The 24,886-nt window shown below is 72.3% G+C and carries 9 protein-coding genes and 1 pseudogene; 2 read left to right on the forward strand and 8 right to left on the reverse strand.

Going from position 1 to position 24,886, the window contains the following annotated elements:
* Window positions 1–18 precede the first annotated feature (18 nt).
* The 8 genes from atpA to BCL76_RS25150 all read right to left on the reverse strand — a co-directional run bounded on the left by atpA (window position 19) and on the right by BCL76_RS25150 (window position 7,194).
* The gene (atpA, locus tag BCL76_RS25115; protein WP_109781633.1) at window positions 19–1,614 is read right to left on the reverse strand and encodes a F0F1 ATP synthase subunit alpha; all 1,596 of its coding nucleotides are present in this window, start codon (window positions 1,612–1,614) and stop codon (window positions 19–21) included.
* Between the two features lie 130 nt (window positions 1,615–1,744).
* Entirely contained in the window at window positions 1,745–2,560 is an 816-nt protein-coding gene (locus tag BCL76_RS25120; RefSeq protein ID WP_109781634.1) for a F0F1 ATP synthase subunit delta, read from the reverse strand.
* Window positions 2,557–3,102: a F0F1 ATP synthase subunit B gene (locus BCL76_RS25125; RefSeq protein ID WP_109781635.1), complete on the reverse strand. Its 546-nt coding sequence runs from the start codon at window positions 3,100–3,102 to the stop codon at window positions 2,557–2,559. Before BCL76_RS25125 ends, BCL76_RS25120 begins: the two co-directional genes overlap by 4 nt.
* Before the next feature lie 35 nt (window positions 3,103–3,137).
* The gene (locus BCL76_RS25130; RefSeq protein WP_109781636.1) at window positions 3,138–3,386 is read right to left on the reverse strand and encodes a F0F1 ATP synthase subunit C; all 249 of its coding nucleotides are present in this window, start codon (window positions 3,384–3,386) and stop codon (window positions 3,138–3,140) included.
* Window positions 3,387–3,452: 66 nt separating this feature from the next.
* Window positions 3,453–4,304, reverse strand: a complete 852-nt coding sequence (gene atpB, locus BCL76_RS25135; RefSeq protein ID WP_109781637.1) for a F0F1 ATP synthase subunit A — start codon at window positions 4,302–4,304, stop codon at window positions 3,453–3,455.
* Window positions 4,305–4,490: 186 nt separating this feature from the next.
* Window positions 4,491–4,904, reverse strand: a complete 414-nt coding sequence (locus tag BCL76_RS25140) for a hypothetical protein (protein WP_109781638.1) — start codon at window positions 4,902–4,904, stop codon at window positions 4,491–4,493.
* Window positions 4,905–5,212: 308 nt separating this feature from the next.
* Window positions 5,213–6,565: a crotonyl-CoA carboxylase/reductase gene (gene ccrA, locus BCL76_RS25145; protein ID WP_109781639.1), complete on the reverse strand. Its 1,353-nt coding sequence runs from the start codon at window positions 6,563–6,565 to the stop codon at window positions 5,213–5,215.
* A 119-nt stretch (window positions 6,566–6,684) separates the two neighbouring features.
* A complete protein-coding gene (locus tag BCL76_RS25150; protein ID WP_109781640.1) occupies window positions 6,685–7,194 on the reverse strand; it encodes an NlmOI in 510 nt (169 codons plus the stop codon).
* Between the two features lie 221 nt (window positions 7,195–7,415).
* On the opposite strand from BCL76_RS25150, the gene BCL76_RS25155 reads away from it, so the two are divergent.
* The gene (locus BCL76_RS25155) at window positions 7,416–19,196 is read left to right on the forward strand and encodes a type I polyketide synthase (protein WP_109781641.1); all 11,781 of its coding nucleotides are present in this window, start codon (window positions 7,416–7,418) and stop codon (window positions 19,194–19,196) included.
* Window positions 19,197–19,281: 85 nt separating this feature from the next.
* Window positions 19,282–24,885 (forward strand): annotated as a pseudogene (locus tag BCL76_RS25160) (type I polyketide synthase); the annotation flags it as partial.
* Between the last annotated feature and the right edge of the window lies 1 nt (window position 24,886).

Genomic DNA, 24,886 nt, shown 5'->3' on the forward strand with positions numbered 1-24,886 from the left:
GTCAGGTCCCTTCCGTCGTCACTTGGAGACGTTGACGGCCGGTGCGTCCTCGCCCAGGAGCTTGCCGTCCGAGGTCTCGAACTGGCGCTTGAAGGAAGCGATGGCGTCCGCGACGGAGGACAGGGTGTCGTCCGACATCTTGCCGCCGTCGGCGATGGAGGTGAGGAGGTCCTTGCGCTCGCGGCGCAGGTGCTCCAGCAGCTCCGACTCGAAGCGACGGATGTCGACCACCGGAACGTCGTCCATCTTGCCGGTGGTGCCGGCCCAAACGGAGACGACCTGCTCCTCGACGGGCATCGGCTGGTACTGGCCCTGCTTCAGCAGCTCGACCAGACGCTTGCCGCGCTCCAGCGAAGCCTTCGACGCGGCGTCCAGGTCGGAACCGAAGGCGGCGAACGCCTCCAGCTCGCGGTACTGGGCCAGGTCCAGGCGCAGACGGCCGGAAACCTGCTTCATGGCCTTGTGCTGGGCGGAGCCACCGACGCGGGAGACCGAGATACCGACGTTCAGCGCCGGGCGCTGGCCCGCGTTGAACAGGTCGGACTCCAGGAAGCACTGGCCGTCGGTGATGGAGATGACGTTGGTCGGGATGAACGCCGACACGTCGTTCGCCTTGGTCTCGACGATCGGCAGACCGGTCATCGAACCGGCACCCATGTCGTCGGACAGCTTCGCGCAGCGCTCCAGCAGACGGGAGTGCAGGTAGAAGACGTCACCCGGGTAGGCCTCGCGACCCGGCGGGCGGCGCAGCAGCAGCGACACGGCGCGGTAGGCGTCGGCCTGCTTCGACAGGTCGTCGAAGATGATCAGGACGTGCTTGCCGGCGTACATCCAGTGCTGGCCGATGGCGGAACCGGTGTACGGCGCCAGGTACTTGAAGCCGGCCGGGTCGGACGCCGGGGCGGCGACGATCGTCGTGTACTCGAGCGCGCCGGCGTCTTCCAGGGCGCCGCGAACGGACGCGATGGTCGAGCCCTTCTGGCCGATGGCGACGTAGATGCAGCGAACCTGCTTGTTCACGTCGCCCGAGCGCCAGTTGTCGCGCTGGTTGATGATCGTGTCGACGGCCAGAGCGGTCTTACCCGTCTGACGGTCACCGATGATCAGCTGACGCTGGCCACGGCCGACCGGCACCATGGCGTCGATGGCCTTGTAGCCGGTCTGCATCGGCTCGTGGACGGACTTACGGACCATGACGCCAGGAGCCTGGAGCTCCAGGGCGCGACGGCCTTCGGTCGCGATCTCGCCGAGACCGTCGATCGGGTTGCCGAGCGGGTCGACCACGCGGCCGAGGTAACCCTCGCCGACGCCGACCGAGAGCACCTCGCCGGTGCGCTGCACCGACTGGCCCTCCTCGATACCGCTGAACTCGCCGAGGACGACCGCACCGATCTCGCGCTCCTCGAGGTTGAGGGCGAGACCGAGGGTGCCGTCCTCGAACTTCAGCAGCTCGTTCGCCATGGCGGAGGGAAGACCCTCCACCTTCGCGATGCCGTCGCCGGCAACGCTGACCGTTCCGACCTCCTCGCGCGAGGCCGCGTCCGGCTGGTACGACTGGACAAAGTTCTCCAGTGCGTCCCGGATCTCCTCCGGCCGGATCGTGAGCTCCGCCATCTGGGTTCCCTGCTCTCCTTGTTGGGCCTGAAGCTTCTTAGGGGTCTGGGGGCGACCCCCAGGAATCTTCTGCAAGTTCTGCACGGCCCAACCGGGCCGCTAGGAATGCTTCTGTTCTATTGGTGGCTGGTCAGCCGGCCATGCGGCGCGACGCCTCGGCGAGGCGGTCCGCGATGGTGCCGTCGATGACCTCGTCGCCGACTCGGACCGAGATCCCGCCGAGGACCTCGGGGTCCACGTCGAGGTTCAGGTGCATCTGTCGGCCGTACAGCTTGGCCAGCACAGCGCCCAGACGCGACCGCTGCACGTCGCTGAGCGGAACCGCGCTGGTCACAGTGGCGACCATACGGTTGCGGCGCTCGGCGGCGAGCGTGGAAAGGGACTCCAGTCCCGCTTCCAGGCTACGTCCACGCGGCTGCGTGACAAGGCGGATCACCAGGCGCTCGGTGACGGCGTTCGCCTTGCCGCCGAGCAGGCTGCGCAGCAGCTCGCCCTTGGCGGAGGCGGTGGCGCCGCGGTCGGTCAGCGCGGCGCGCAGCTCGGTGTTCGAGGAGACGATCCGGCCGAAGCGGAAGATCTCGTCCTCGACGTCGTCGAGCGCGCCACCCTGCTGGGCGGCCGTGAGGTCGGCGGTGGCCGCCAGCTCCTCCAGCGCGTCCACCAGGTCGCGGGACTGCGACCAGCGGGACCGGACCATGCCGGACACCAGGTCGAGGGTTTCCCCGCCGACCTGGCCGCCGAGCAGGCGACCGGCCAGCTCGGCCTTGGCCTCGCCGGACTGCGCCGGGTCCGTGATGACCCGACGCAGCGAGACCTCACGGTCGAGCAGCGCGGTGACGGCAGCCAGCTCACCGGCGAGCTTCGCCGCGTCGACGGACGTGTTGTCCGTCAGCGCGTCGAGACGCTCACGCGCGGAGGCCAGCGCCTCGCGGCTCGCTCCGTTCATCGGGCCGCCTCGGCCTTCTCCTCGAGCTCGCTGAGGAAACGGTCGATGGTGCGGCTCTGCCGGGCGTGGTCCTCGAGGGACTCGCCGACGAGCTTGCCGGCCAGGTCGGTGGCGAGCTTGCCGACGTCCTGACGCAGCGCCTGAGAGGCGGCCTTACGGTCCGCCGCGATCTGGGTGTGGCCGGCAGCGATGATCTCCTCACGCTGCCGCTGGCCCTCTGCGCGCAGTTCTTCCTTGAGCGCAGTGCCCTGCTCCAGCGCTTCCTGGCGCAGGCGCGCGGCCTCGTGCCGGGCTTCGGCGAGCTGGGCCCTGTACTGCTCCAGGACGCTCTGAGCCTCGGTCCGGGCCTCCTCGGCCGCCTCCATACCGCCTTCGATCGCCTCGCGACGCTCTTCCAGGACCTTGTTGATGGCCGGGAGGAACTTCCACGCGAAGAAGCCGAAGACGATGGCGAAGGCGATCAGACCGATGACGAGCTCGGGGATCGGCGGGATGAGGGGATTCTGAATCTCCTCGGCCGCGAGCGGTACCAGGGCGATCACATCAGTGCCTTCCGTCGAAAATGGTTCTCAGGCGATCAAGAAGGGACCGGGTAAACGAAGCCCATGACGAGACCGATCAGGGCGAGCGCCTCACAGAGGACGAAGCCGAGGATCTGGTTCTGCCGGATGAGGCCGGCGGCCTCGGGCTGACGGGCCAGCGCCTGGGTACCGTTACCGAAGATGATGCCGACGCCGACGCCGGGGCCGATCGCCGCGAGGCCGTAGCCGATCGCTGCGAGGTTGCCCTGGAGGTTGACCGCAGCGAGGGTCTCGAGAGCAGACATGCCGTTCTTCCTTCTGTTTCACGGGCCGGTGGGGGTTGGCCACCGGATGTATAAGGGGCCGAGCCGTCAGTGGTGCTCGGCGAGAGCACCCTGGATGTAGCTGCACGAGAGCAGGACGAAGACGTACGCCTGCAGTGCCTGGATGAACAACTCGAAGATCGTCATCACGATGACCATCACGAACGAGACGCTGGCGTAGGCGATACCGATGCCGTTCAGCAGGTACCAGCTCGCGATGGTGAAGATCAGCAGCAGCACGTGACCCGCGAACATGTTCGCGAAGAGACGGACCGCGTGAGTGAACGGCCGGATGATCATGTTCGACAGGAACTCGAACAGCATGACCACCGGGAACACCGGGCCGAGCGACTTGTCGTAAGCCGTGATGTTCTTGATCCCGCCGATGAACCCGTGACGCTTGAAGGTGAGACTCACCCACAGGATGTACACGATCGCGGCGAGGCCGACCGGGAAGGCGATGATCGATGTGACCGGGAACTGGGCCAGCGGAATGATCGACCAGATGTTCATGATCCAGATGAAGAAGAACAGCGAGACCATGAGCGGGACGTATTTCTCGCCCTCACGCTTGCCGAGCGTCTCGTAGACCACTCCACGGCGGACGAAGTCGTAGCCCGCCTCGCCGACCATCTGCAACTTGCCGGGGATCAACTTCGGCTTATTGAATGCCGCCCAGAAGAACCCCACGACGATCACCGTGCTCAACAAGGCCAGCAGTATCGGCTTGTTGAACTCGATACCGCCGACCGTGAACATCGGCTTGAACAGGAAGGAGTGCAGGCCGGGAGTCGGGAAGCCGCACCCTTCGAAGATGTGACAATCGGTCTCGAAGGCGAGCGTCGTGGCGTCACTCACCGCGAGCTCCTTCAACTTGACGCATGGGTACGGCAACCTCATTGTGTCGGCGCGGCCTGCGACCGCGGAACGGCACTGGACTGGACTGGCGGATACTTAAGTGCGGCGATGGGGCACCAAGCTCTGACAACGCTCATCTGACGTCCGTCTGCCGCCCGCGCAAACCTGCCGCAGCTGTGGCGAGACGATAGCAAACGAGCGGTAGCTCCTTTACACCCGGCCTACACGTTACGAGGGCGTCCGGGTCCCTTCCGGCTCCACATAAAGGATTTTCGACTTCATGTGCGCCCGGACCTGCGCCGCCATCCAGACCAGAGTGGCCGCGAGCAGCGTGAAGGCCGTGCACTTGCTATCGAAGACCGCGACGCGCTTGATCACACTCAGGATGATCACCAGAGCGAGGATCTGCGTCGTGTAGAGCAGGAGCCCCATCATCTGGAAGAGATGAGGCAGGGAGCGAGCGGTCCGCTGGAGGGCGACGAGCCCCCCTCCCATGAAAACGAGGACGAGTGCCACGCCGATGGCGGCACCCAGCGCGCCCTTGCCGCCCGCGAGGGCAGCACTGACCGCGATCCCGATGCCGCCGGCGACGACGGTGGGGATGACGCAGTGCAGGAGAGTTCGGGCGTCGTTGGACTGCATGGGGGCAGCTCCTCCGGCGAGGTGTTGGGTGGGTTCGGTCACCGCCAGTAGGCGGTTGTGACCCGGGCGTGGACGTTCACTGTGGGTGAAGACGGTCGCACTCCGGTCTCCAGCCCCCATCCCGGGCGCTTGCGAACGTTATCACAAAGTATTTGATGCAGACTTTACTCAATTATTGTGCCGCTTGTCACACGGATGGGTCAATGCCCGCTCAGTTGAGCGAAGCCCCCTCGACCCGCGGACATGGCGAAGACCTGTCCGGGACCAGTATCTACGGTCCCGGACAGGTCCGGCGCAACAGGTGTGACTCAGCCGGCCGTGCGGACCCGGTGGAGGTCGCGCAGCGGGTTCAGGCGTTCCTCGCCCATCGAGGCGCGCAGCACCGGGTCGGTGACGCCCTGACCGGGCGCGGTCGCCTGGCAGAGCACGCCGACCTTGCCGATGTGCCGGTTGGTCTGGACGGAGCGGGCGGCCTCGCCGATCTCGGCCAGCGGATGGACCGTGGACAGGGTGGGCACGATGCGGCCCGTGGCGAAGAGGCGGTTGGCCTCCCACTGTTCCTGCAGGTTGGCCGCGTGGCTGCCGATGACGCGCTTGAGCTTCATCCACAGGTACCGGTTGTCGTAGCTGTGCTGGTATCCGCTGCTGGAGCCGCAGGTGACCACGGTCCCGCCGCGGCGTACGACGAACAGGGAGACGCCGAACGTCGCGCGGCCCACGTGTTCGAAGACGACGTGCGGGTCCTCGCCGACCCCCTGGCGGATGAGACGGCCCAGGCGCTTGCCGACCTCGATCACCTTCGCGGGGTCGTCGGCGACGCTGTCGTCGAGGCCGATCTCCGACCGGTCCACGACCAGCTCGCAGCCGAGCCTGCGCGCCGCCTCCGCCTTCTCGGGCGAGCTGACGACACCCACGGGGATGCCACCGCCGTTGCGGACGAACTGGGTCGCGTACGCGCCCAGCCCGCCGGCGGCGCCCCAGATCAGCACGACGTCGCCCTGCTTGATGCGGGCGCCCCGGTCACCGACGAGCATGCGGTAGGCGGTGCTCGCGCACAGCGGGTTGCACGCCGCCTCTTCCCAGCTCAGGTGCGCCGGCTTGGGAATGAGCTGGCTCGCCCGGACCACCGCGTAGTGGGCCAGTCCGCCGAAGTTCGTCTCGAACCCCCAGATGCGCTGCTCCGCACCCATCATTCCGTCACCGTGGGTGGCGGGCTCCTGGTCGTCGACCTGGACGCAGCTGGTCACCACGTGGTCGCCGACCTGCCAGCGGCGCACGCCGGACCCCTTGCGCACGATCACGCCCGCTCCGTCGGAACCGAGCACGTGGTACGGGAGGTCGTGCCGCTCCGCCCAGCCGCCCTGGGCGGCGAACTGCTTCAGGAAGCGGAAGGTGGGGATCGGCTCGAACATGGCCGACCACACGGTGTTGTAGTTGACCGCGCTCGCCATGACCGCGACCAGCACCTCGTCGGGAGCCAGCTCCGGCATGGGCACCTGGCCCACGTGCAGCGACTTTCGGACGTCCTTGTCGCCGACCCCCTCGAACATCCCGGCGTCCTCGGCGCGGACGAATGCGGCGGTGTACTCCTCCGGCAGCGCGGCGCGCTCCAACTCCTCCGGAGGGGCGCCGGCGAGGAGGGCTTCGGACAGCGTGGGCATGTTCAACCTTTCCGGGGTGTCACGTGACCGGGGCCGGTCCCGTGCCGCCGGCCCACGGAAGAGGCCGACGGGGTCCTGCGTCGGTGCCGCCGGCCGGGGCGGAGCGGCGGCCGGGGGGATCAGACCCGGTACGCGTGGATCTCGTCCGCCGGGATCCACTCCGTCTCCTCGTTCTCGTCGAACTTGACGAACCCGCGCTTGACGTAGTGATCGGCGTCGACGATCTCGTACTGCTCCTTGAGCTGGAACGTCTTACCGAATCCGACGCAGGTGCCGGTGAAGGAGAAGAAGCCGTCCTTCCAGCCCTCGGCGGTCAGGAGGGTGCGGTTCGCCCAGTCGTCGTAGTAGTAGCCGGAGAAGGCGGACTCGGACTCGACCCACTGGACGATGAAGCGCCCGTTGACGTCGTGCTCGTCCACGCGCTGCGTCATCTCGTACGCGTGCCCGCCGAAAGTCGATTCGGTGTTCCAGGTGGCGACGCCGGTGGTGGCCGGGTCGGCGGTGAAATTGGTCCACTCGACGCGGAAGTCACCCAGCAGGAAATCCAGGTCGTGGATTTTCTCGGGGGCCGCGGGCTTGGTGAATTCCTGCTCCACCGCGGTTTCGGTTTCCGACTCAGAGATGGTCATGGCGGCGATGTGCTCCAGTCCTGTCGAATCATGAAATCGCCGCATGCTAAACAACGCTTCACCCCTAACGACAACCCCTAGTCCGCGGAGGCACGCGCCCCTGCGCGGGAAGCCCGCGGAACGGCCTTCTGGGGTGGCTGAGGGGACGCGGCTAGGGGCGGAGCCCGGCGTAGCTTCCCCTCGAAGGGCGAGGTTTGCCAATCTCTCAGGCAGGTTCACAGGTGACGAACGAAGCGCAGCTGGTTGATTACCTCAAGAAGATGGCGGCCGATCTCCGGCAGGCCCATCGACGCATCAAGAAGCTTGAGGCCGGCGACGCCGAGCCCATAGCAATTGTCGGAATGGCCTGCAGGCTGCCCGGCGACGTCGGTTCGCCCGACGAGCTGTGGGAACTCGTCCGCCGTGGCGGGGACGCCATCGGACCCATGCCGCGGGACCGCGGCTGGGACATCGACGGGCTCTACCACCCCGATCCCGACCACTCGGGCACCGCGTACGCGACCGAGGGCGGTTTCCTCTCCGGGGCGGCCTCGTTCGACTCCGAGTTCTTCGGGATCGCGCCGCGCGAGGCTCTGGCGATGGACCCGCAGCAGCGGCTGCTGCTGGAGACCGCGTGGGAGGCCCTGGAGAACGCCGGGGTGGACCCCAGGTCCCTGGCCGGTTCGCGCACCGGTGTCTTCACCGGCCTGATGTACCACGACTACGCCTCGGGTCCGGGCACGCTGCCCGACGAGGTCGAGGGCTACCTGAGCACGGGTATGGCCGCGAGCGTGGCGTCGGGCCGGATCTCCTACTTCCTCGGCCTCGAGGGGCCGGCCGTCACCCTCGACACCGCGTGCTCGTCGTCCCTGGTGGCGCTGCACCTCGCCGTGCAGGCCCTGCGGGACGAGGAGTGCGACATGGCGCTCGCGGGCGGGGCCACGGTCATGTCCACGCCCGCCACCTTCGTGGAGAACTCCCGCCAGCGCGGCCTGTCCCGTACCGGCAGGTGCAAGTCGTTCGCGGCCGCCGCCGACGGTGTCGGTTGGGGCGAGGGCTCCGCGCTGCTCGTGGTCGAGCGGCTCTCGGACGCGCGGCGCAAGGGGCACGACGTGCTCGCGATCGTCCGGGGCAGCGCGGTCAACCAGGACGGCGCGTCCAACGGCCTCACCTCGCCCAACGGCCCCTCCCAGCAGCGCGTGATCCAGCAGGCCCTGGCCTCGGCACGCCTGGGCACCGCCGACGTCGACGTCGTCGAGGCGCACGGTACGGGCACGACGCTCGGTGACCCCATCGAGGCGCAGGCCCTGCTGGCCACCTACGGCCAGGACCGCCCCGCCGACCAGCCCCTGCGGCTCGGGTCCGTCAAGTCCAACCTCGGCCACACCCAGGCCGCCGCGGGCGCCGCCGGGATCATCAAGATGGTCATGGCGATGCGGCACGAGGAACTGCCCCGCACCCTGCACGTGGACGGCCCGACCCCCGAGGTGGACTGGTCGGCCGGTGCGGTGGAACTGCTGACCGAGAACCGCCCGTGGCCGAGGTCCGACCGGCCCCGCCGGGCCGGCGTGTCCTCGTTCGGGATCAGCGGCACGAACGTGCACGTCATCCTCGAGGAGCCGGCGGCCGCGGACCTCTACGCCGCCGACCCCGAGGAGACCGGCGCGCCGGACGCGGACGGCTCCCCGGCCCCCGCCGCCCTGCCGGTGGTGCCGGTGCTGCTGTCCGCCGCCACCGCCACGGCACTGCCCGCCCAGGCCGACCGGCTGCGCGAACACCTGCTGGCCCGACCCGACGTGGCGCTCGACGATCTGGCGTGCGCGCTGGCGACGCGGCGTACCGCCTTCGAGCACCGCGCCGTACTGCTCGCCGGGGACCGCGAGGAACTGCTGCGTGAGCTGGCCGGGCAGGCCGACGGGACTCCGTCCGCCGGAGCCGTCAGCGGTCTCGCGGGCGAGGTGCGCGGCGCGTTCCTCTTCACCGGGCAGGGCGCACAGCGTCCCGGCATGGGACGGGAGCTGTACGAGACGTTCCCCGTCTACGCCCGCGCGCTGGAAGCGGTCTGCGCCGAACTGGACCCGCGCCTGGACCGCCCGCTGCTCACGGTGCTGCTGGCCGCCCCGGACACCGAGGACGCCCGGCTGCTCGACCGGACGCTGTACACCCAGGCGGCCACCTTCGCGCTCGGGGTGGCGCTGTTCCGCCTGCTGGAGGAGTGGGGCGTACGGCCCCGGCTGCTCTCCGGGCACTCCATCGGCGAACTGACCGCCGCGCACGTGTCGGGCATGCTGTCGCTGACCGACGCCTGCGCGCTGGTGGCCGCACGTGGCCGGCTGATGCAGGAGCTGCCCGCGGGCGGCGCGATGGTCTCGGTCGCGGCGACCGAGGACGAGGTGCTGCCGATGCTCGCCGGGCACGAGGCGTCGGCCGGTGTGGCCGCCGTCAACGGGCCCGGTTCGGTCGTGGTGTCCGGTACCGAGGACGTGGTCACCGCCATCGCGGCGCACTTCGCCGCGCTCGGCCGGCGGACCCGGCGCCTCCCGGTGAGCCACGCGTTCCACTCACCTCTGATGGAGCCGGTCGTCGAGGAGCTGCGCCAGGTGGCGCAGGGCCTGGCCTTCGGACCCGCGGACATCCCCGTCGTCTCCAGCGTGACCGGCACCGTCCTCGCGGCACAGGACTGGGCCGACCCCGGCTACTGGGCCCGGCAGGTCCGCGCGCCCGTCCGTTTCCACGACGTCGTACGCGCCTTGGCCGACGACGGCGTGAGCGTGTTCCTGGAGCTCGGCGCCGACGGCGCGCTGACGTCCATGGTGAACGAGACCCTGGCCGCCCTCGGCGGCGAGGACGCCGTCGTCGCCCCCGCCCTGCGCCGGGAACGGCCCGAGGTCAGGACGCTCGTCACGATGCTGGGCCGGGCGCACGCCGCCGGGCTGCCGGTGGACTGGGCGGCGTTCTTCGCCGGGCGGGGCGCCCGCGACGTCGCCCTGCCGACGTACGCGTTCCAGCACGCGCAGTACTGGGTGCAGACCCTGCCCGCCTCCGGGGACGTGACCGCGGCGGGCCTGGCCCCGGCCGACCACCCCCTGCTCGGGGCCGCGCTGGTGCCGGCCACGGGCGGCGGTTGGCTGTTCACGGGCCGGCTGTCCACGGACACCCACCCCTGGCTGGCCGGTCACGCGCTCGGGGACACGGTGGTGCTTCCGGGTACCGCCGTCGCCGAACTGGCGCTGTGGGCGGGTGCCCGGATCGGGCTGGAGTCCGTCGCGGACCTCACCCTGGAGCTTCCCCTCGCCCTGCCGTCCGGCGGCGGGGTACGGGTCCAGGTCGCCCTCGGTAGCGCCGACGCCTCCGGGGACCGCGAGTTCACCGTGCACGCGCAGGTGGAGGGTTCGGCCGAGGACGTGTGGACCCGGCACGCCGGCGGCCGTCTCACCGCGGCCGGCAGCGAACCCGCGGACGATCTGGCGGCATGGCCGCCCGCCGGGGCCGAGGAGCTGTCCGTCGAGGGCTTCTACGAGGAGTTCGCCGCGGCCGGGTTCCGCTACGGTCCGGCCTTCCAGGGGCTGCGCGGGGTGTGGCGGCAGGGCGACCGGGTCTACGCCGAGGTGCGGCTGCCCGACGAGGTCGCCGGTGACGCCGACGGCTTCGGCCTGCACCCCGCGCTCTTCGACGCGGCGCTGCACGCCGCCGCCTTCGTTCCGGGCGAGTTCGGCCGGGAGCAGCGGGGCCGGCTGCCCTTCGAGTGGCGCGGCGTCTCGCTGCACGCGGCCGGGGCGTCGTTCCTGCGCGTACGGCTGACGCCGAACGGGCCCGACTCGCTCGAACTGTTCTTCGCCGACGCGGACGGTCTGCCCGTGGCCACGGTGGAGTCCCTGGTGGTGCGGCCCGCGGGGCGGGTCGCCGAGCCGGGCGGAGCCGCGGACGCGATGTTCGTACCCTCCTGGGCTCCCGCGGCCGTGGCCGAACCGGCCGGGCTGTGGGCGGTGCTCGGTTCGGGCGCGCTCGCCGGGCTTCCCGGTGCGCAGGCGCATCCGGACCTGGCGGCGCTCGGTGCCGCCGTGGACGCGGGGGCCCCGGTGCCCGACTTCGTCGTCGTCGCGGCGTTCGCCCCGGCGGACGGCGAGGACGGGGCGGACGCGGCGCACGACGGCGCCCAGCGCGCCCTGGACCTCCTGCGGACCTGGCTGGCCGACGAGCGTTTCGTGTCCTCACGGCTGGTGGCGGTCACCCGTCACGCGAACGCCGTGCTCCCCGGGGAGGCACCCGACCCGGTGCAGGCGGCCGTCTGGGGTCTGCTGAGTTCCGCGGTGACGGAGCACCCGGGCCGGATCGTCCTCGCGGACCTCGACGACGCACCGGATTCGCTGGAGGCTCTGCGGCGGGCGGTGTGGTCGGACGAGCCCCGGACGGCGCTGCGGGAGGGCGCGGCCCGTGTGCCGCGGCTGGCCCGGGCGGGTGCCGCGGACGGCCCGGTGCGGGAGATCGACCGGAACGGGACCGCGCTGATCACCGGCGGCACCGGCACCCTCGGCGCACTCCTCGCCCACCACCTCGTCACCCGACACGGAGTCACCCGACTCCACCTCACCAGCCGCCAAGGACCCGACGCCCCCGGCGCCACCGAACTCCACCACACCCTCACCCGAGCCGGCGCCCACGTCACCATCACCGCCTGCGACATCACCGACCCCCACCAACTCACCCAACTCCTCGACACCATCCCCACCACCCACCCCCTCACCACCGTCATCCACACCGCAGGCACCCTCGACGACGCCACCACCACCACCCTCACCGACCACCAACTCCACCACGTCCTCCAACCCAAGATCGACGGAGCCAGCCACCTCCACCACCACACCCTCCACCACCCCGTCACCACCTTCGTCCTCTACTCCTCCGCCGCCGGACAACTCGGCACCGCAGGACAAGCCAACTACGCCGCCGCCAACACCTACCTCGACGCCCTCGCCCACCACCGCCGCGCCCACGGACACCCCGCAACCTCCCTCGCCTGGGGATTCTGGGCCCAACGCAGCGGCATGACCGGCCACCTCGCCGACGAGGACGCGGTCATGCGCCGCATGGCCGGAGCCGGTGTGCTGCCCATCTCCGAGGAGCAGGGCCTCGCGCTGTTCGACGCGGCCGTGGCGCTGGACGCGCCGGTCTGTGTGCCGATGCCGCTGGACCTCGCGGCGCTGCGGACCCAGGCCGGTGCGGGCGCGCTGTCGCCGCTGCTGCGCGGACTGGTGCGCGCTCCGGCCCGCCGGGCCGCGGCTGCCCCGGGAACCGCCGGCAGTCCGGCCTTCGCCGCCGAGCTGGCGGCCATGGCGCCGGCCGAGCGGACGCGCCGTCTGCTGGACCTCGTACGGACGCACGCCGCGACCGCGCTGGGCTACGCGACGTCCGAGGGACTGGACGCGAAGCGCACCTTCCGTGAGCTGGGCTTCGACTCGCTGGCGGCGATCGAGCTGCGCAACGGCGTGGGCGGAGCGACCGGTCTGCGGCTGCCCGCGACCCTGGTCTTCGACCACCCGACGCCGTCCGCCGTGGTGGACTTCCTGCTCGGCGAGCTGACGGGCGCGACGCAGGCCCGGCCCGCCGCGCGGCCGGTCGTTCCCGCGGCCGGGGCGGACGAGCCGATCGCGATCGTGGGCATGGCGTGCCGTTACCCGGGCGGGGTGTCCTCTCCCGAGGAGCTGTGGGAGCTGGTGCTCTCCGGCCGGGACGCGATCGCCGGCATGCCCGAGGACCGTGGCTGGGACGTGGAGCGGCTGTACGACCCCGAGCTGACCCGGCCGGGCACCTCGTACGTGCGCCAGGGCGGGTTCCTCTACGACGCGGCCGACTTCGACCCGGAGTTCTTCGGCATATCCCCGCGCGAGGCCCTGGCCATGGACCCGCAGCAGCGGCTTCTGCTGGAGACGGCCTGGGAGGCGCTGGAGCGCGCGGGCATCGACCCGCACACGGTGCGCGGCAGCCGGACCGGCGTGTTCACCGGCATGATGTACCACGACTACGCCACCGACCGGGCCGAACTGCCCGAGGAGGCCGAGGGGTTCATCGGGACCGGTTCGGCCGGCTCCGTCGCCTCGGGGCGGATCGCGTTCACCCTGGGGCTGGAAGGTCCCGCCCTCACCATCGACACCGCGTGCTCGTCCTCGCTCGTGGCCCTGCACCTGGCCGCGCAGGCGCTGCGCAGCGGTGAGTGCGACCTGGCCCTGGCCGGCGGCGTGACCGTGATGTCGACCCCCGCCGTGTTCGTCGAACTGTCCCGGCAGGGCGGCCTGTCCCCCGACGGCCGTTGCCGCTCCTTCGCCGACGGTGCCGACGGCACCGGCTGGGGCGAGGGCGCCGGACTCCTGCTGGTCGAGCGGCTCTCCGACGCCCGGCGCAACGGCCATCCCGTGCTGGCGATCGTGCGGGGAACCGCCGTCAACCAGGACGGCGCGTCCAACGGTCTGACCGCGCCGAACGGGCCCGCGCAGCAGCGCGTGATCGAGGAGGCCCTGGACAACGCGGGCCTCGGCCTGGGCGACGTCGACGTCGTCGAGGCGCACGGCACCGGCACCACCCTCGGTGACCCCATCGAGGCGCAGGCGTTGCTGGCCACCTACGGCCGGGAGCGCCCCGCCGGGCGCCCCCTGCGACTGGGGTCGGTCAAGTCCAACATGGGCCACACCCAGGCCGCCGCGGGCGCCGCGGGCATCATCAAGATGGTCATGGCGATGCGGCACGGCGTCATGCCGAAGACCCTGCACGTGGACCGGCCCAGTACGCAGATCGACTGGACCGCCGGCGGGGTGGAGCTGCTGACCGAGGCCCGGGAGTGGCCGGCGGACGGCGCTCCGCGCCGGGCCGGCGTGTCCTCGTTCGGGATCAGCGGCACCAACGCGCACGTGATCATCGAGCAGCCGCCGGCTCCCGAGCCGGCGCCGGCTTTGCCCGCGGCCCCCGCGATGGTCCCGTGGGTGCTCTCGGGCCACGACCGGGCGGCGCTGTACGCGCAGGCCGAGCAGCTGGTGGCGCACCTGGAGGCGCACCCGGAGCTGTCGCCGGCCGACGTGGGCCTGACGCTGACCGGCAGGGCGGCGCTCCCCCACCGTGCGGTGGTACTGGGCGCCGACCGGGAGGCGCTGCTGGCCGGCGCGGCCGGACTGGCCGGCCGGGCCGGCGATCCGGACGCGGCGCTGCCGCCGGGCGTGGCCGAGGGTTCGGTACTCGGTGACGACCGCGTGGTGTTCGTCTTCCCCGGACAGGGTGCGCAGTGGGCGGGGATGGCGGCCGAGCTGCTGGACTCCTCGCCGGTCTTCCGGGCCCGCGTACAGGAGTGCGAGGAAGCGCTCAGCCCGTACGTCGACTGGTCGCTGCTCTCCGTGCTGCGGCAGGAGCCGGGCAGTGCACCCTGGGACCGGGTCGACGTCGTGCAGCCCGCGCTGTGGGCCGTGATGGTCTCGCTGGCGGAGGTCTGGCGTTCCCACGGTGTGGAGCCCGACGCCGTGATCGGCCACTCCCAGGGGGAGATCGCCGCCGCGTGCGTCTGCGGGGCACTGGACCTCGGCGACGGGGCGCGGATCGTGGCCCTGCGGGCCAAGGCGATCGGCTCCACGCTGGCCGGACGGGGCGGCATGGTGTCGGTCGCGCTGCCCGCCGCGGCGGCCCGGGACCTGATCGCGGGTTGGCCGGGAGCCATTTCGGTGGCGTCGGTCAACGGACCGGTCAGCACGGTGGTCGCCGGTGAACCCGGCGCGCTGGAGGAGCTGCTCGCCCGCTGCGCCGAGGACGGCGTCCGGGCCCGCCGCATCCCGGTGGACTACGCCTCCCACACGGCGCAGGTGGAGGAGATCGAAGCCGATCTCGCCGCCGAGTTGAAGGGCATCGCACCGCGCTCGTCCTCCGTTCCGTTCTTCTCCACCCTCACCGCGGACGTGCTGGACACCGCGGAGCTGGACGCCGGGTACTGGTACCAGAACCTGCGCCACACCGTGGAGTTCGAGGCGGCCACCCGTGCGGCGCTGGCGCAGGGCTTCACCGTCTTCGCGGAGATCAGCCCGCACCCGGTCCTGGTGCCGTCCGTCCAGGACAGCATCGACGGCGTCGGCGCGACCGCGGCGGCCGTGGGCTCGCTGCGCCGCGACGACGGCGGGCTGCGCCGGATGCTGACCTCGGTGGCCGAGGCCGGTGTGCTGGGCGTCGACGTCGACTGGGCCCCGGTGTTCGCCGGTGCCGCCCGGCAGGTGGAGCTGCCGACGTACGCCTTCCGGCGCCGGCGGTTCTGGCTGGAGGGGCGGCGCGGAGCCGGCGACCTGACGGCGACCGGTCTGGAGTCGGCGGACCATCCGCTGCTGGGCGCGGCCGTCGTCATGGCGGGCGGTGAGGGCGTCGTCCTCACGGGCCTGCTGTCCGGCCGCACCCACCCGTGGCTCCTCGACCACGCCGTGTCCGGCACCGTGCTGCTGCCCGGCACGGCCTTCGTGGACCTGGCGATCCGGGCGGGCGACCACCTGGGCCACCCGCACCTGGAGGAACTCACCCTGCAGGCGCCGCTCCTGCTGGGCACCGGACCCGACGCCGACGTCACGGTGCAGGTCCGCGCCACTCCGGACACGGGCACGGACGGGTGCACGGTCACCGTGCACTCCCGTACCGGCGCCGGGGAGTGGACCCTGCACGCGACCGGCACCCTGGGCCAGGAGGCCCCCGAGGAGCCCGTACCGGACGCGGCCTGGCCGCCGGCCGGGGCGGAGCCCGTCGCGCTCGACGGCGTCTACGACGAACTCGCCGAGGGCGGCTACCACTACGGCCCGGCGTTCCGCGGCCTGGAAGCGGTGTGGCGCCGGGACGGCGAGCTGTTCGCCGAGATCCGGCTGCCCGAGACGGAACGGGAGGAGGCCGGCAGGTACGGCGTCCACCCGGCGCTGCTGGACTCCGCGCTGCACGCCATGGCGGTCGCCGGCGACCAGGAGGCCGGCGTGAAGCTGCCGTTCGCCTGGACCGGTGTGCACCTGTACGCGACCGGGGCCACCGCGGCCCGGGTGCGGCTCACGCCGTCCGGTGACCAGCTCTCGCTGCTGCTCACCGACGACACGGGCAGGCCCGTCGTCGCGGTGCGCTCACTCGTGACCCGGCCGGCCGCCATCGGGCAGCCGTCGGGCGGGGCGCTGGAGGAGGCGCTGCTCCACCTCGACTGGACGGTGCTGCCCTCCGGGGCGGAGGGCGACGCCGCGGTCCCGTACACGCTGATCGGCGAGGACCCGTTCGGGCTGGCCGGCGGGGCGGAGCGAGTCCTGTCGGACCTGGCCGCGCTCGCCGCGGACGGTACGGTGCCGGACACCGTGGTCACCTGCCTGGCTCCCGTGGGGTCCGGCGATCCGGTGGCCGCGGCCCACGCCGCCGCGCAGCAGTCCCTGGAACTGGTCCGCGGCTGGCTGGCGGACGACCGGTTCGCCACGTCCCGCCTGGTGTTCGTGACGTCGGGCGCGGTCGCCGCGGGCGACGCCGAGGACGTCACCGATCTGCCGCACGCGACGAGCTGGGGCCTGGTGACCTCGGCGCAGACCGAGAACCCGGACCGTTTCGCCCTTGTCGACCTGGACGGTTCGGCGGAGTCCCGGGACGCGTTCGCGGCCGCGCTGGAGGGATCCGAACCCCGGACGGCGGTCCGCGGCGGCACGGTCACGGCGCCGCGGCTGGCGCGGGCGCGCTCGCACCCGGCGCTGCTGCCGCCGCCGGGAGGGGTGCCGTGGCGCCTGGAGAGCACGGGCAGCGGCACCATCGAGAACCTGGCGCTGGTTCCCTGCCCCGAGGTCCTCGACCCGCTCGGTCCCGGTCAGGTCCGCATCGCGGTGCACGCGGTCGGCATGAACTTCCGTGACGTCGTGGTCGCGCTCGGCGTGGTCACCACCCAGAAGGGCATCGGCGGCGATGTCGCCGGTGTCGTGCTGGAGACCGGCTCCGAGGTGACCAACGTCGCCGTCGGCGACCGGGTGCTGGGCCTGTGCTCGGACTCGTTCGGGCCGGTCGCCGTGTGCGACCACCGGTTCCTGACCCCGATGCCCGACGGTTGGTCCTACGAGCAGGCCGCCACGATCCCGATCACGCATCTCACCGCCTACTACGGTCTGGTGGACCTGGCGGACGTGCGGCAGGGCGAGTCGGTCCTGGTGCACGCGGCGGCCGGCGGTGTCGGCATCGCCGCCGTGCAGTTGGCCCGGCACCTGGGTGCGGAGGTGTACGGCACGGCGAGCCCCGGCAAGTGGCAGACCCTGCGCGATCACGGTCTGGACGCGCCGCACATCGCCAACTCCCGGACCCTGGAGTTCGAGCAGTGGTTCATGGAGACCAGCGGCGGCTGCGGTGTGGACCTGGTCCTGGACTGCCTGGCGGGCGAGTTCGTGGACGCGGGCCTGCGGCTGCTGCCGCGCGGCGGCCGCTTCCTGGAGATGGGCAAGACCGACAAGCGTGACCCCGAGCAGGTCGCCGCGGCCTACCCGGGCGTCGCCTACGCGGCGTACGACCTGATGGAGGCGGGACCGGACCGTATCCAGGAGATGCTGGTCGCGGTGATGGACCTGTACCGGGCCGGCGCGCTGGTGCCCCCGCCCATCACCACGTACGACGTGCGCCGGGCCCGTGACGCGATGCGCGACCTGAGCCAGGCGAAGCTGGTCGGCAAGGCCGTCCTGACGGTCCCGCAGGGGGTCGACCGGAACGGGACCGCGCTGATCACCGGCGGCACCGGCACCCTCGGCGCACTCCTCGCCCACCACCTCGTCACCCACCACGGAGTCACCCGACTCCACCTCACCAGCCGCCAAGGACCCGACGCCCCCGGCGCCACCGAACTCCACCACACCCTCACCCAAGCCGGCGCCCACGTCACCATCACCGCCTGCGACATCACCGACCCCCACCAACTCACCCAACTCCTCGACACCATCCCCACCACCCACCCCCTCACCACCGTCATCCACACCGCAGGCACCCTCGACGACGCCACCACCACCACCCTCACCGACCACCAACTCCACCACGTCCTCCAACCCAAGATCGACGGAGCCACCCACCTCCACCACCACACCCTCCACCACCCCGTCACCACCTTCGTCCTCTACTCCTCCGCCGCCGGACAACTCGGCACCGCAGGACAAGCCAACTACGCCGCCGCCAACACCTACCTCGACGCCCTCGCCCACCACCGCCGCGCCCACGGACACCCCGCAACCTCCCTCGCCTGGGGATTCTGGGCCCAACGCAGCGGCATGACCGGCCACCTCGCCGACGAGGAGGTGGAGCGCATGTCCCGGGCGGGCATGCGTCCGCTGGAGGACGCGGAGGGGCTCGCCCTGTTCGACGCCGCCCTCGGGGCCGACGTACCGCTGCAGGTGATCACCCGGCTGACCCCGTCGGCGCTGAAGGGGGATCCGGAGCGGGTGCCCCACCTGTTCCGCGGGCTGGTGCGCAGTACGTCCCGCCGGGTGGTGCGGGCGGGCAACGACGGTGCCGAGCTGTCGACCCGGCTGGCCGCGCTGCCGGCCGCCGAACGCCACCGCCGGCTGCTGGACGTCGTCCGCTCGAACGCGGCGACCGTACTGGGACACGCCTCGGCGGAAGCCGTCGCACCGGACCGGTCGTTCAACGAGCTCGGCTTCGACTCGCTGACCGCCGTCGAGTTCCGCAACCGGCTCGGCACGGCCACCGGTCTGCGGCTGCCGGCCACGCTCGTCTTCGAGCATCCGACACCCGACGCGCTGGCCGGCCACCTGCTCGCGGAGCTCGCCCCCGCGGGGATCTCCGACGTCGAGGCGGCGCTGTCCGACGTGGACGCGCTGGAAGCCGCCCTCGCCGCTATCGCGGCGGACGACGGCGACCGCGACCGGGTCACGCGCAGGCTGCGCGGGCTGCTGTCCAAGTGGAGCGCCGGGGACGCCGAGCCGGCCGCGGCCCACGGCCTCGACGATCTCGACGCCGCCTCCACCGACGACCTCTTCGACGCGATCGACCAGGGCTTCGGGCTCTGACCCACCCCCTGGCCGACCGGGAACACACCACCAAGGAGCACTGACCATGTCCGACGAGGACAAGTTCCGCGACTACCTCAAGCGGGCCGTCGCCGAGGCACGCGGACTCCAGCAACGGCTGCGCGAGGTCGAGGACAAGGCCCGCGAGCCGATCGCGATCGTCGGCATGGCCTGCCGCTACCCGGGCGGGGCGGAGACCCCCGAGGCGCTGTGGCAACTGGTGTCCGAGGGAACGGACGCCGTGTCGGGCTTCCCCGAGGACCGCGGCTGGGACCTGGACCGGCTGTACCGCACCGACGCCGGGGAGTCCGGCGCCTCGACCACCCTGGAGGGGGGCTTCCTGCACGGGGCGGGCGACTTCGACGCCGACTTCTTCGGGATCTCCCCGGTCGAGGCGACCGCGACGGACCCCCAGCAGCGGCTGCTGCTGGAGACCTCGTGGGAAGCGCTGGAGCGCGCCGGGGTGGACCCCCGGACCCTGCGCGGCAGCGCCACCGGCGTGTTCTTCGGCGGTACCGGCGGTGACTTCGCCGGTCTGCTGGGCGCCTCGTCGATGGCGTCCGACGGCTACATGCTGACCGGTACCTCCAGCAGCGTCCTGTCCGGCCGGGTGGCCTACGTACTCGGACTGGAGGGACCGGCGGTCACCATCGACACGGCCTGCTCCTCCTCCCTGGTGTCCATGCACCTGGCGGTACAGGCCCTGCGCAAGGGCGAGATCTCGCTGGCGCTGGCCGGCGGCGTCTCCGTGCTGTCCACCCCCGGCGCCTTCCCCGAGTTCTCCCGTCAGGGCGGACTCGCCTCGAACGGCCGGTGCAAGGCGTTCTCCGCGGACGCGGACGGCACCGGCTGGGGCGAGGGCGTCGGTGTCGTCATCCTGCAGAGGCTGTCCGACGCCCAGCGCGACGGGCACCGGGTGCTGGCGGTGCTCCGGGAGACCGGAATCAACCAGGACGGCGCCAGCAACGGTCTGACCGCGCCCAGCGGGCCGGCGCAGCGCCGCCTCATCCTGCGGACGCTCGACGGTGCGGGACTGTCCACGGCCGAGGTGGACATGGTCGAGGCGCACGGCACGGGTACGACGCTGGGCGACCCGATCGAGGCGCGGGCCCTGCTGGCCACCTACGGTCAGGACCGCCCGGCGGACGAGCCGTTGTGGCTGGGATCCGTCAAGTCCAACATCGGCCACACGCAGTACGCCGCCGGAGTCAGCGGTGTCATCAAGACGGTCATGGCGCTGCGGCACGGCGTCATGCCCAAGACCCTGCACGTATCCGAGCCGACCCCGCACGTCGACTGGTCCGGGGGCGCGGTGCGCCTGCTCACGGAGAGCCGTGCCTGGCCGGACCGGGGCCGCCCCCGACGCGCCGCCGTCTCCTCCTTCGGGGTGAGCGGCACCAACGCGCACGTCATCCTGGAGCAGGCTCCGGAGACGGCTCAGGAAACCGTCGTGGAGGAGTCCGGCCCCGCGGCGGCGCTGCCCTCGACGCCGTGGGTGGTCTCCGGCCGTGGCGAAGCCGCGCTGCGCGCCCAGGCCGGGCGGCTCCTGGAGCATCTCGCGGAGCACCCGGCGCTGAGCGCTACGGATGTGGGTCTGTCGCTGGCGGGTACGCGTTCGGCGTTCGAGCACCGGGCCGTGGTGCTGGGCGGTGACCGGGACGCGCTCGTCGCGGGCCTGCGGTCGGTCGCGGAGGGCGAGGACGGCGCCGGTGTGGTGTCCGGCCGCGCCTCCGCCAGTGGTGTGGTGTTCGTGTTCCCGGGTCAGGGTTCGCAGTGGGTCGGCATGGGCCGTGAGCTGTGGGATGCGTCCGCGGTGTTCGCGGACTCGATGGAGGCCTGCGAGCGGGCCCTGTCGCCGCTGGTCGACTGGTCGCTGCGGGACGTCGTCTTCCGTGAGGCGGACGATCCCCTGTGGGCCCGGGTGGACGTGGTCCAGCCGGTGCTGTGGGCCGTGATGGTGTCCCTGGCCGCGGTGTGGCGTTCCTTCGGCGTCGAACCCGCCGCCGTCATCGGCCACTCGCAGGGCGAGGTCGCCGCCGCGTGCGTCGCCGGTGGTCTGTCCCTGGAGGACGGCGCCCGGGTGGCCGCGGTGCGCTCCCGCCTGGTCCTGGAGAAACTGTCCGGCAAGGGCGGCATGGTCTCCGTATCCCTCCCCGTCACGGACGTCGAGGAGCGGATCGCTCCCTACGACGGCCGCATCGGAGTGGCCGCCGTCAACGGACCCGCCTCCGTCGTGGTCTCCGGCGAGCCCGACGCCCTCGACGAACTCCTCGCCTCCTGCGAGGCGGACGGTGTCCGGGCGCGTCGCATCGCGGTGGACTACGCCTCCCACTCCGCGCAGGTCGACGCCCTCGACGAGGACCTCCTGCGCGAACTAGCCGACATCCGCCCGCAGTCCTCACCCGTCGCCTTCCACTCCACGGTGAGCGGCGAACAGCTGGACACGGCGGGCCTGGACGCCCGCTACTGGCTGCGCAACATGCGCGAGACGGTCGCCTTCGAGGGAGCGGTGCGCGCCGCGCTCGGCGAGGGTCACCGGACCCTGCTGGAGATCAGCCCGCACCCCGTCCTGACCATGGCGGTCCAGGAGGCCATCGACAGCGCGGGCGTCACCGCCCACGCGTCCGGCTCGCTGCGACGCGATGACGGCGGCACCGGCCGCCTGCTGAACTCGCTCGCCGAGGCCCACGTCGCCGGCGCGCCCGTCGACTGGACCCGGGCGTTCACCGGTGCCGGCGCGCACCGCGTGGACCTTCCCACGTACGCCTTCCAGCGGCAGCGCTACTGGCTCCGCCTCGCGGCCTCCGGCTCCGGTGACGTGACGGCGGCGGGCCTCGCGAACCCCGGGCACCCGCTGCTCGGCGCGGTCGTCGAGCCCGCGGAGACCGACGGTCTCGTCCTGACCGGCCGCATCTCGCTGCGGGACCACCCCTGGCTGGCCGACCACCGCGTCATGGGCGCGGTGCCGCTGCCGGGGACGGCGTTCGTGGAGTTGGCGGTGGTCGCGGGTGACCTCGTCGAGTGCCCGCGGATCGAGGAACTGACCATGGAGGCCGCGCTCCTGCTCCCCGAGAGCGGCGCCCTCGACCTCCAGCTCACCGTGAGCGCCCCCGACGGAACGGGCCGGCGCGAGATCGGGTTCTTCGCCCGGACGGACGACGACATCGCGGCATCCGGCTGGACCCGGCACGGCACGGGCGTTCTGTGCCCGGCCTCCGCCGTCCCGGACACCGAGTCGGCCGCCTGGCCGCCTCCGGGTGCCGAGCCGGTCGAACTCGACGGTCTGTACGAGCAGTCGCCGGACAGCCCGTTCGCCTACGGGCCGGCCTTCCACGGCCTGCGCGCGGCCTGGTCGCGCGATCGGGAGGTGTTCGCAGAGGTACAGCTCCCCCTGGAACTGCACGAGCAGGCGTCCGAGTACCTGCTGCACCCCGCGCTGCTGGACGCGGCGCTGCACGCGGTGGGACTCGGCGAACTGCTGGACACCGGCGGGCAGCCGCTGCGCCCGTTCGCCTGGAACGAGGTGTCGCTGCACGCCGGCGGCGCGACCACGCTGCGGGTGACCCTGTCCCCCGCCGGGGCGAACGCCGTGTCCCTGCACGCCGTCGACGGCACCGGCGCACCGGTCGTCACGGTCGGTTCGCTGATGCTGAGGCCGGTCGACGTCACACAACCGTCCACCGGACGGTCCGCCGCTCACCCCTCGCTCCTGTCCCTGGCATGGACGCCGCTCGCGCTCCCGGCGGCGGACGCCGCCGCCGCGTGGGCCGTGCTCGGTGCCGCCCCGGCCGGCCGGCCTGGGTGGGCGGGATCGGGCGTCCCGCCCCGGTCGCACGCCGATGTCGCCGCGCTGGCCGCCTCGGTGGCCGAGGGCGGGCCCGTACCGGGCTTCGTCGTACTCGACCTGACGGCCGCCGAAGAGCACTCCGGCCCCGGGCTGCTCGTGGCCACCAGGGACCGCGCCCAGCAGGTTCTGGACGCGGCCCGCGCCTGGGTCGCGGAGGACCTCGACGAGCGGCTCGCCCCGGTCACGCTGGTCGTGGCCACCCGGCACGCGGTGGGCACCTCCGCGCAGGACGGGACGACCGGGCTCGGCTCCGCCCCGCTGTGGGGTCTGGTGCGCTCCGTGCAGTCGGAGAACCCCGGCCGGTTCGTCCTGCTGGACACCGACGGCCTGCCCGAGTCGTGGCAGGCGCTGCCGGCCGCGATCGCGACGGGTGAGGCCGAGATCGCCCTGCGCTGCGGAACGGCGCTGGTTCCCCGGCTCGACCGTGCGCCGGTGGCCGGGGCCGCCGACACGGCGGCGCTGCCCGGTGACGCGCTCGGCGATCTCGACCCGGCGGGCACCGTGCTGGTGACCGGCGCGACCGGCGGCCTCGGCAGCCTGGTCGCCACCCACCTCGCCGAACGGCACGGCGTACGCAACCTGCTGCTGCTCAGCCGCCGGGGCCCGGAGGCGGAGGGCTCCACCGAGCTCCTGCAGCAGTTGGAGAAGCACGGGGCGACGGTCACGCTGACGGCCTGCGACGCGGCGGACCGCGACGCGCTGGCGGCCGTACTCGACGCGATCCCCGCCGAACAGCCGCTCGTCGCGGTGGTGCACTGCGCCGGAACCGCCGAGAACGGCCTGCTGGCCACGCTCGACCCGGGCATGATCGACCGCGTCTTCCGCGCCAAGGTGGACGCCGCCGTCCACCTGCACGAGTTGACGGAGGGCATGGACCTGTCGGCCTTCGTGCTGTTCTCGTCGATAGCGGGCACCCTCGGCGGCACCGGGCAGGGCAACTACGCGGCGGCCAACACCTTCCTGGACTCACTCGCCCAGCACCGGCGGGCCCGCGGCCTCGCCGCGACCTCGCTGGCCTGGGGCCTGTGGGCGACCGAGCGCGGCATGGGCGGCGGTCTCACCGAGGCCGCCTCGGCCGGCACCCCGATGCGCGGGGTCCGGGCGCTGCCCTCCGCGGAGGGCCTGGCCCTGTTCGACCTCGGCTGGCGCTCCGCCGAACCCGTCCTGTTCCCGGCCCGCCTCGGCGGCGCCGCGCTGCGCGCCCAGGCCTCGGCCGGCACGCTCCCGCCGGTCCTGCGGGGCCTGTTCCGCACCTCGTCGCGCCGCACCGCCGGCACCGAGACCCAGGACGCGGGCACCCAGCTGCGCCGCCGCCTGGCGCAGCTGATGCCGGTCGAGCGCCAGGAGACCCTGCTCGCGCTCGTGCGCGGGCGGATCGCCGCGGTGCTCGGGCACGGCTCCCCGGACCAGATCGAGGCGGACCGGCCGTTCCGCGACCTCGGCTTCACCTCGCTGACCGCCGTGGAACTGCGCAACCGGCTGAACGCGGCGACCGGTCTGCGCCTTCCGGTGAGCCTGGTCTTCGACTACCCGACGCTGGACGCGCTCGTGCCGCTGCTGCTGGGCAAGCTGGTCCCGGACGGCGCACCGGCGGCCGGGCAGGAGAAGGACGGCGAGGAGGCGGAGGTCCGCCGCGCGCTGGCCTCCATCCCGTTGGCGCGGCTGCGCGAGACGGGTCTGCTGGGCTCGCTGCTCGAACTGACCGCGGACCGGGGCGAGAAGAAGCAGGAGTCCTCCGACCGCAGTGACGCGATCAAGTCCATGGACGTGGCGGCACTGCTCGCGATGGCCAGGACCACGAGCTCCACGGACAATGCGTCGCCCTCCACGCACGAAGCGTAAT

It is taken from the genome of Streptomyces sp. CG 926, from assembly GCF_003148825.1.
In the GTDB taxonomy this organism is placed as follows: Bacteria; Actinomycetota; Actinomycetes; order Streptomycetales; family Streptomycetaceae; genus Streptomyces.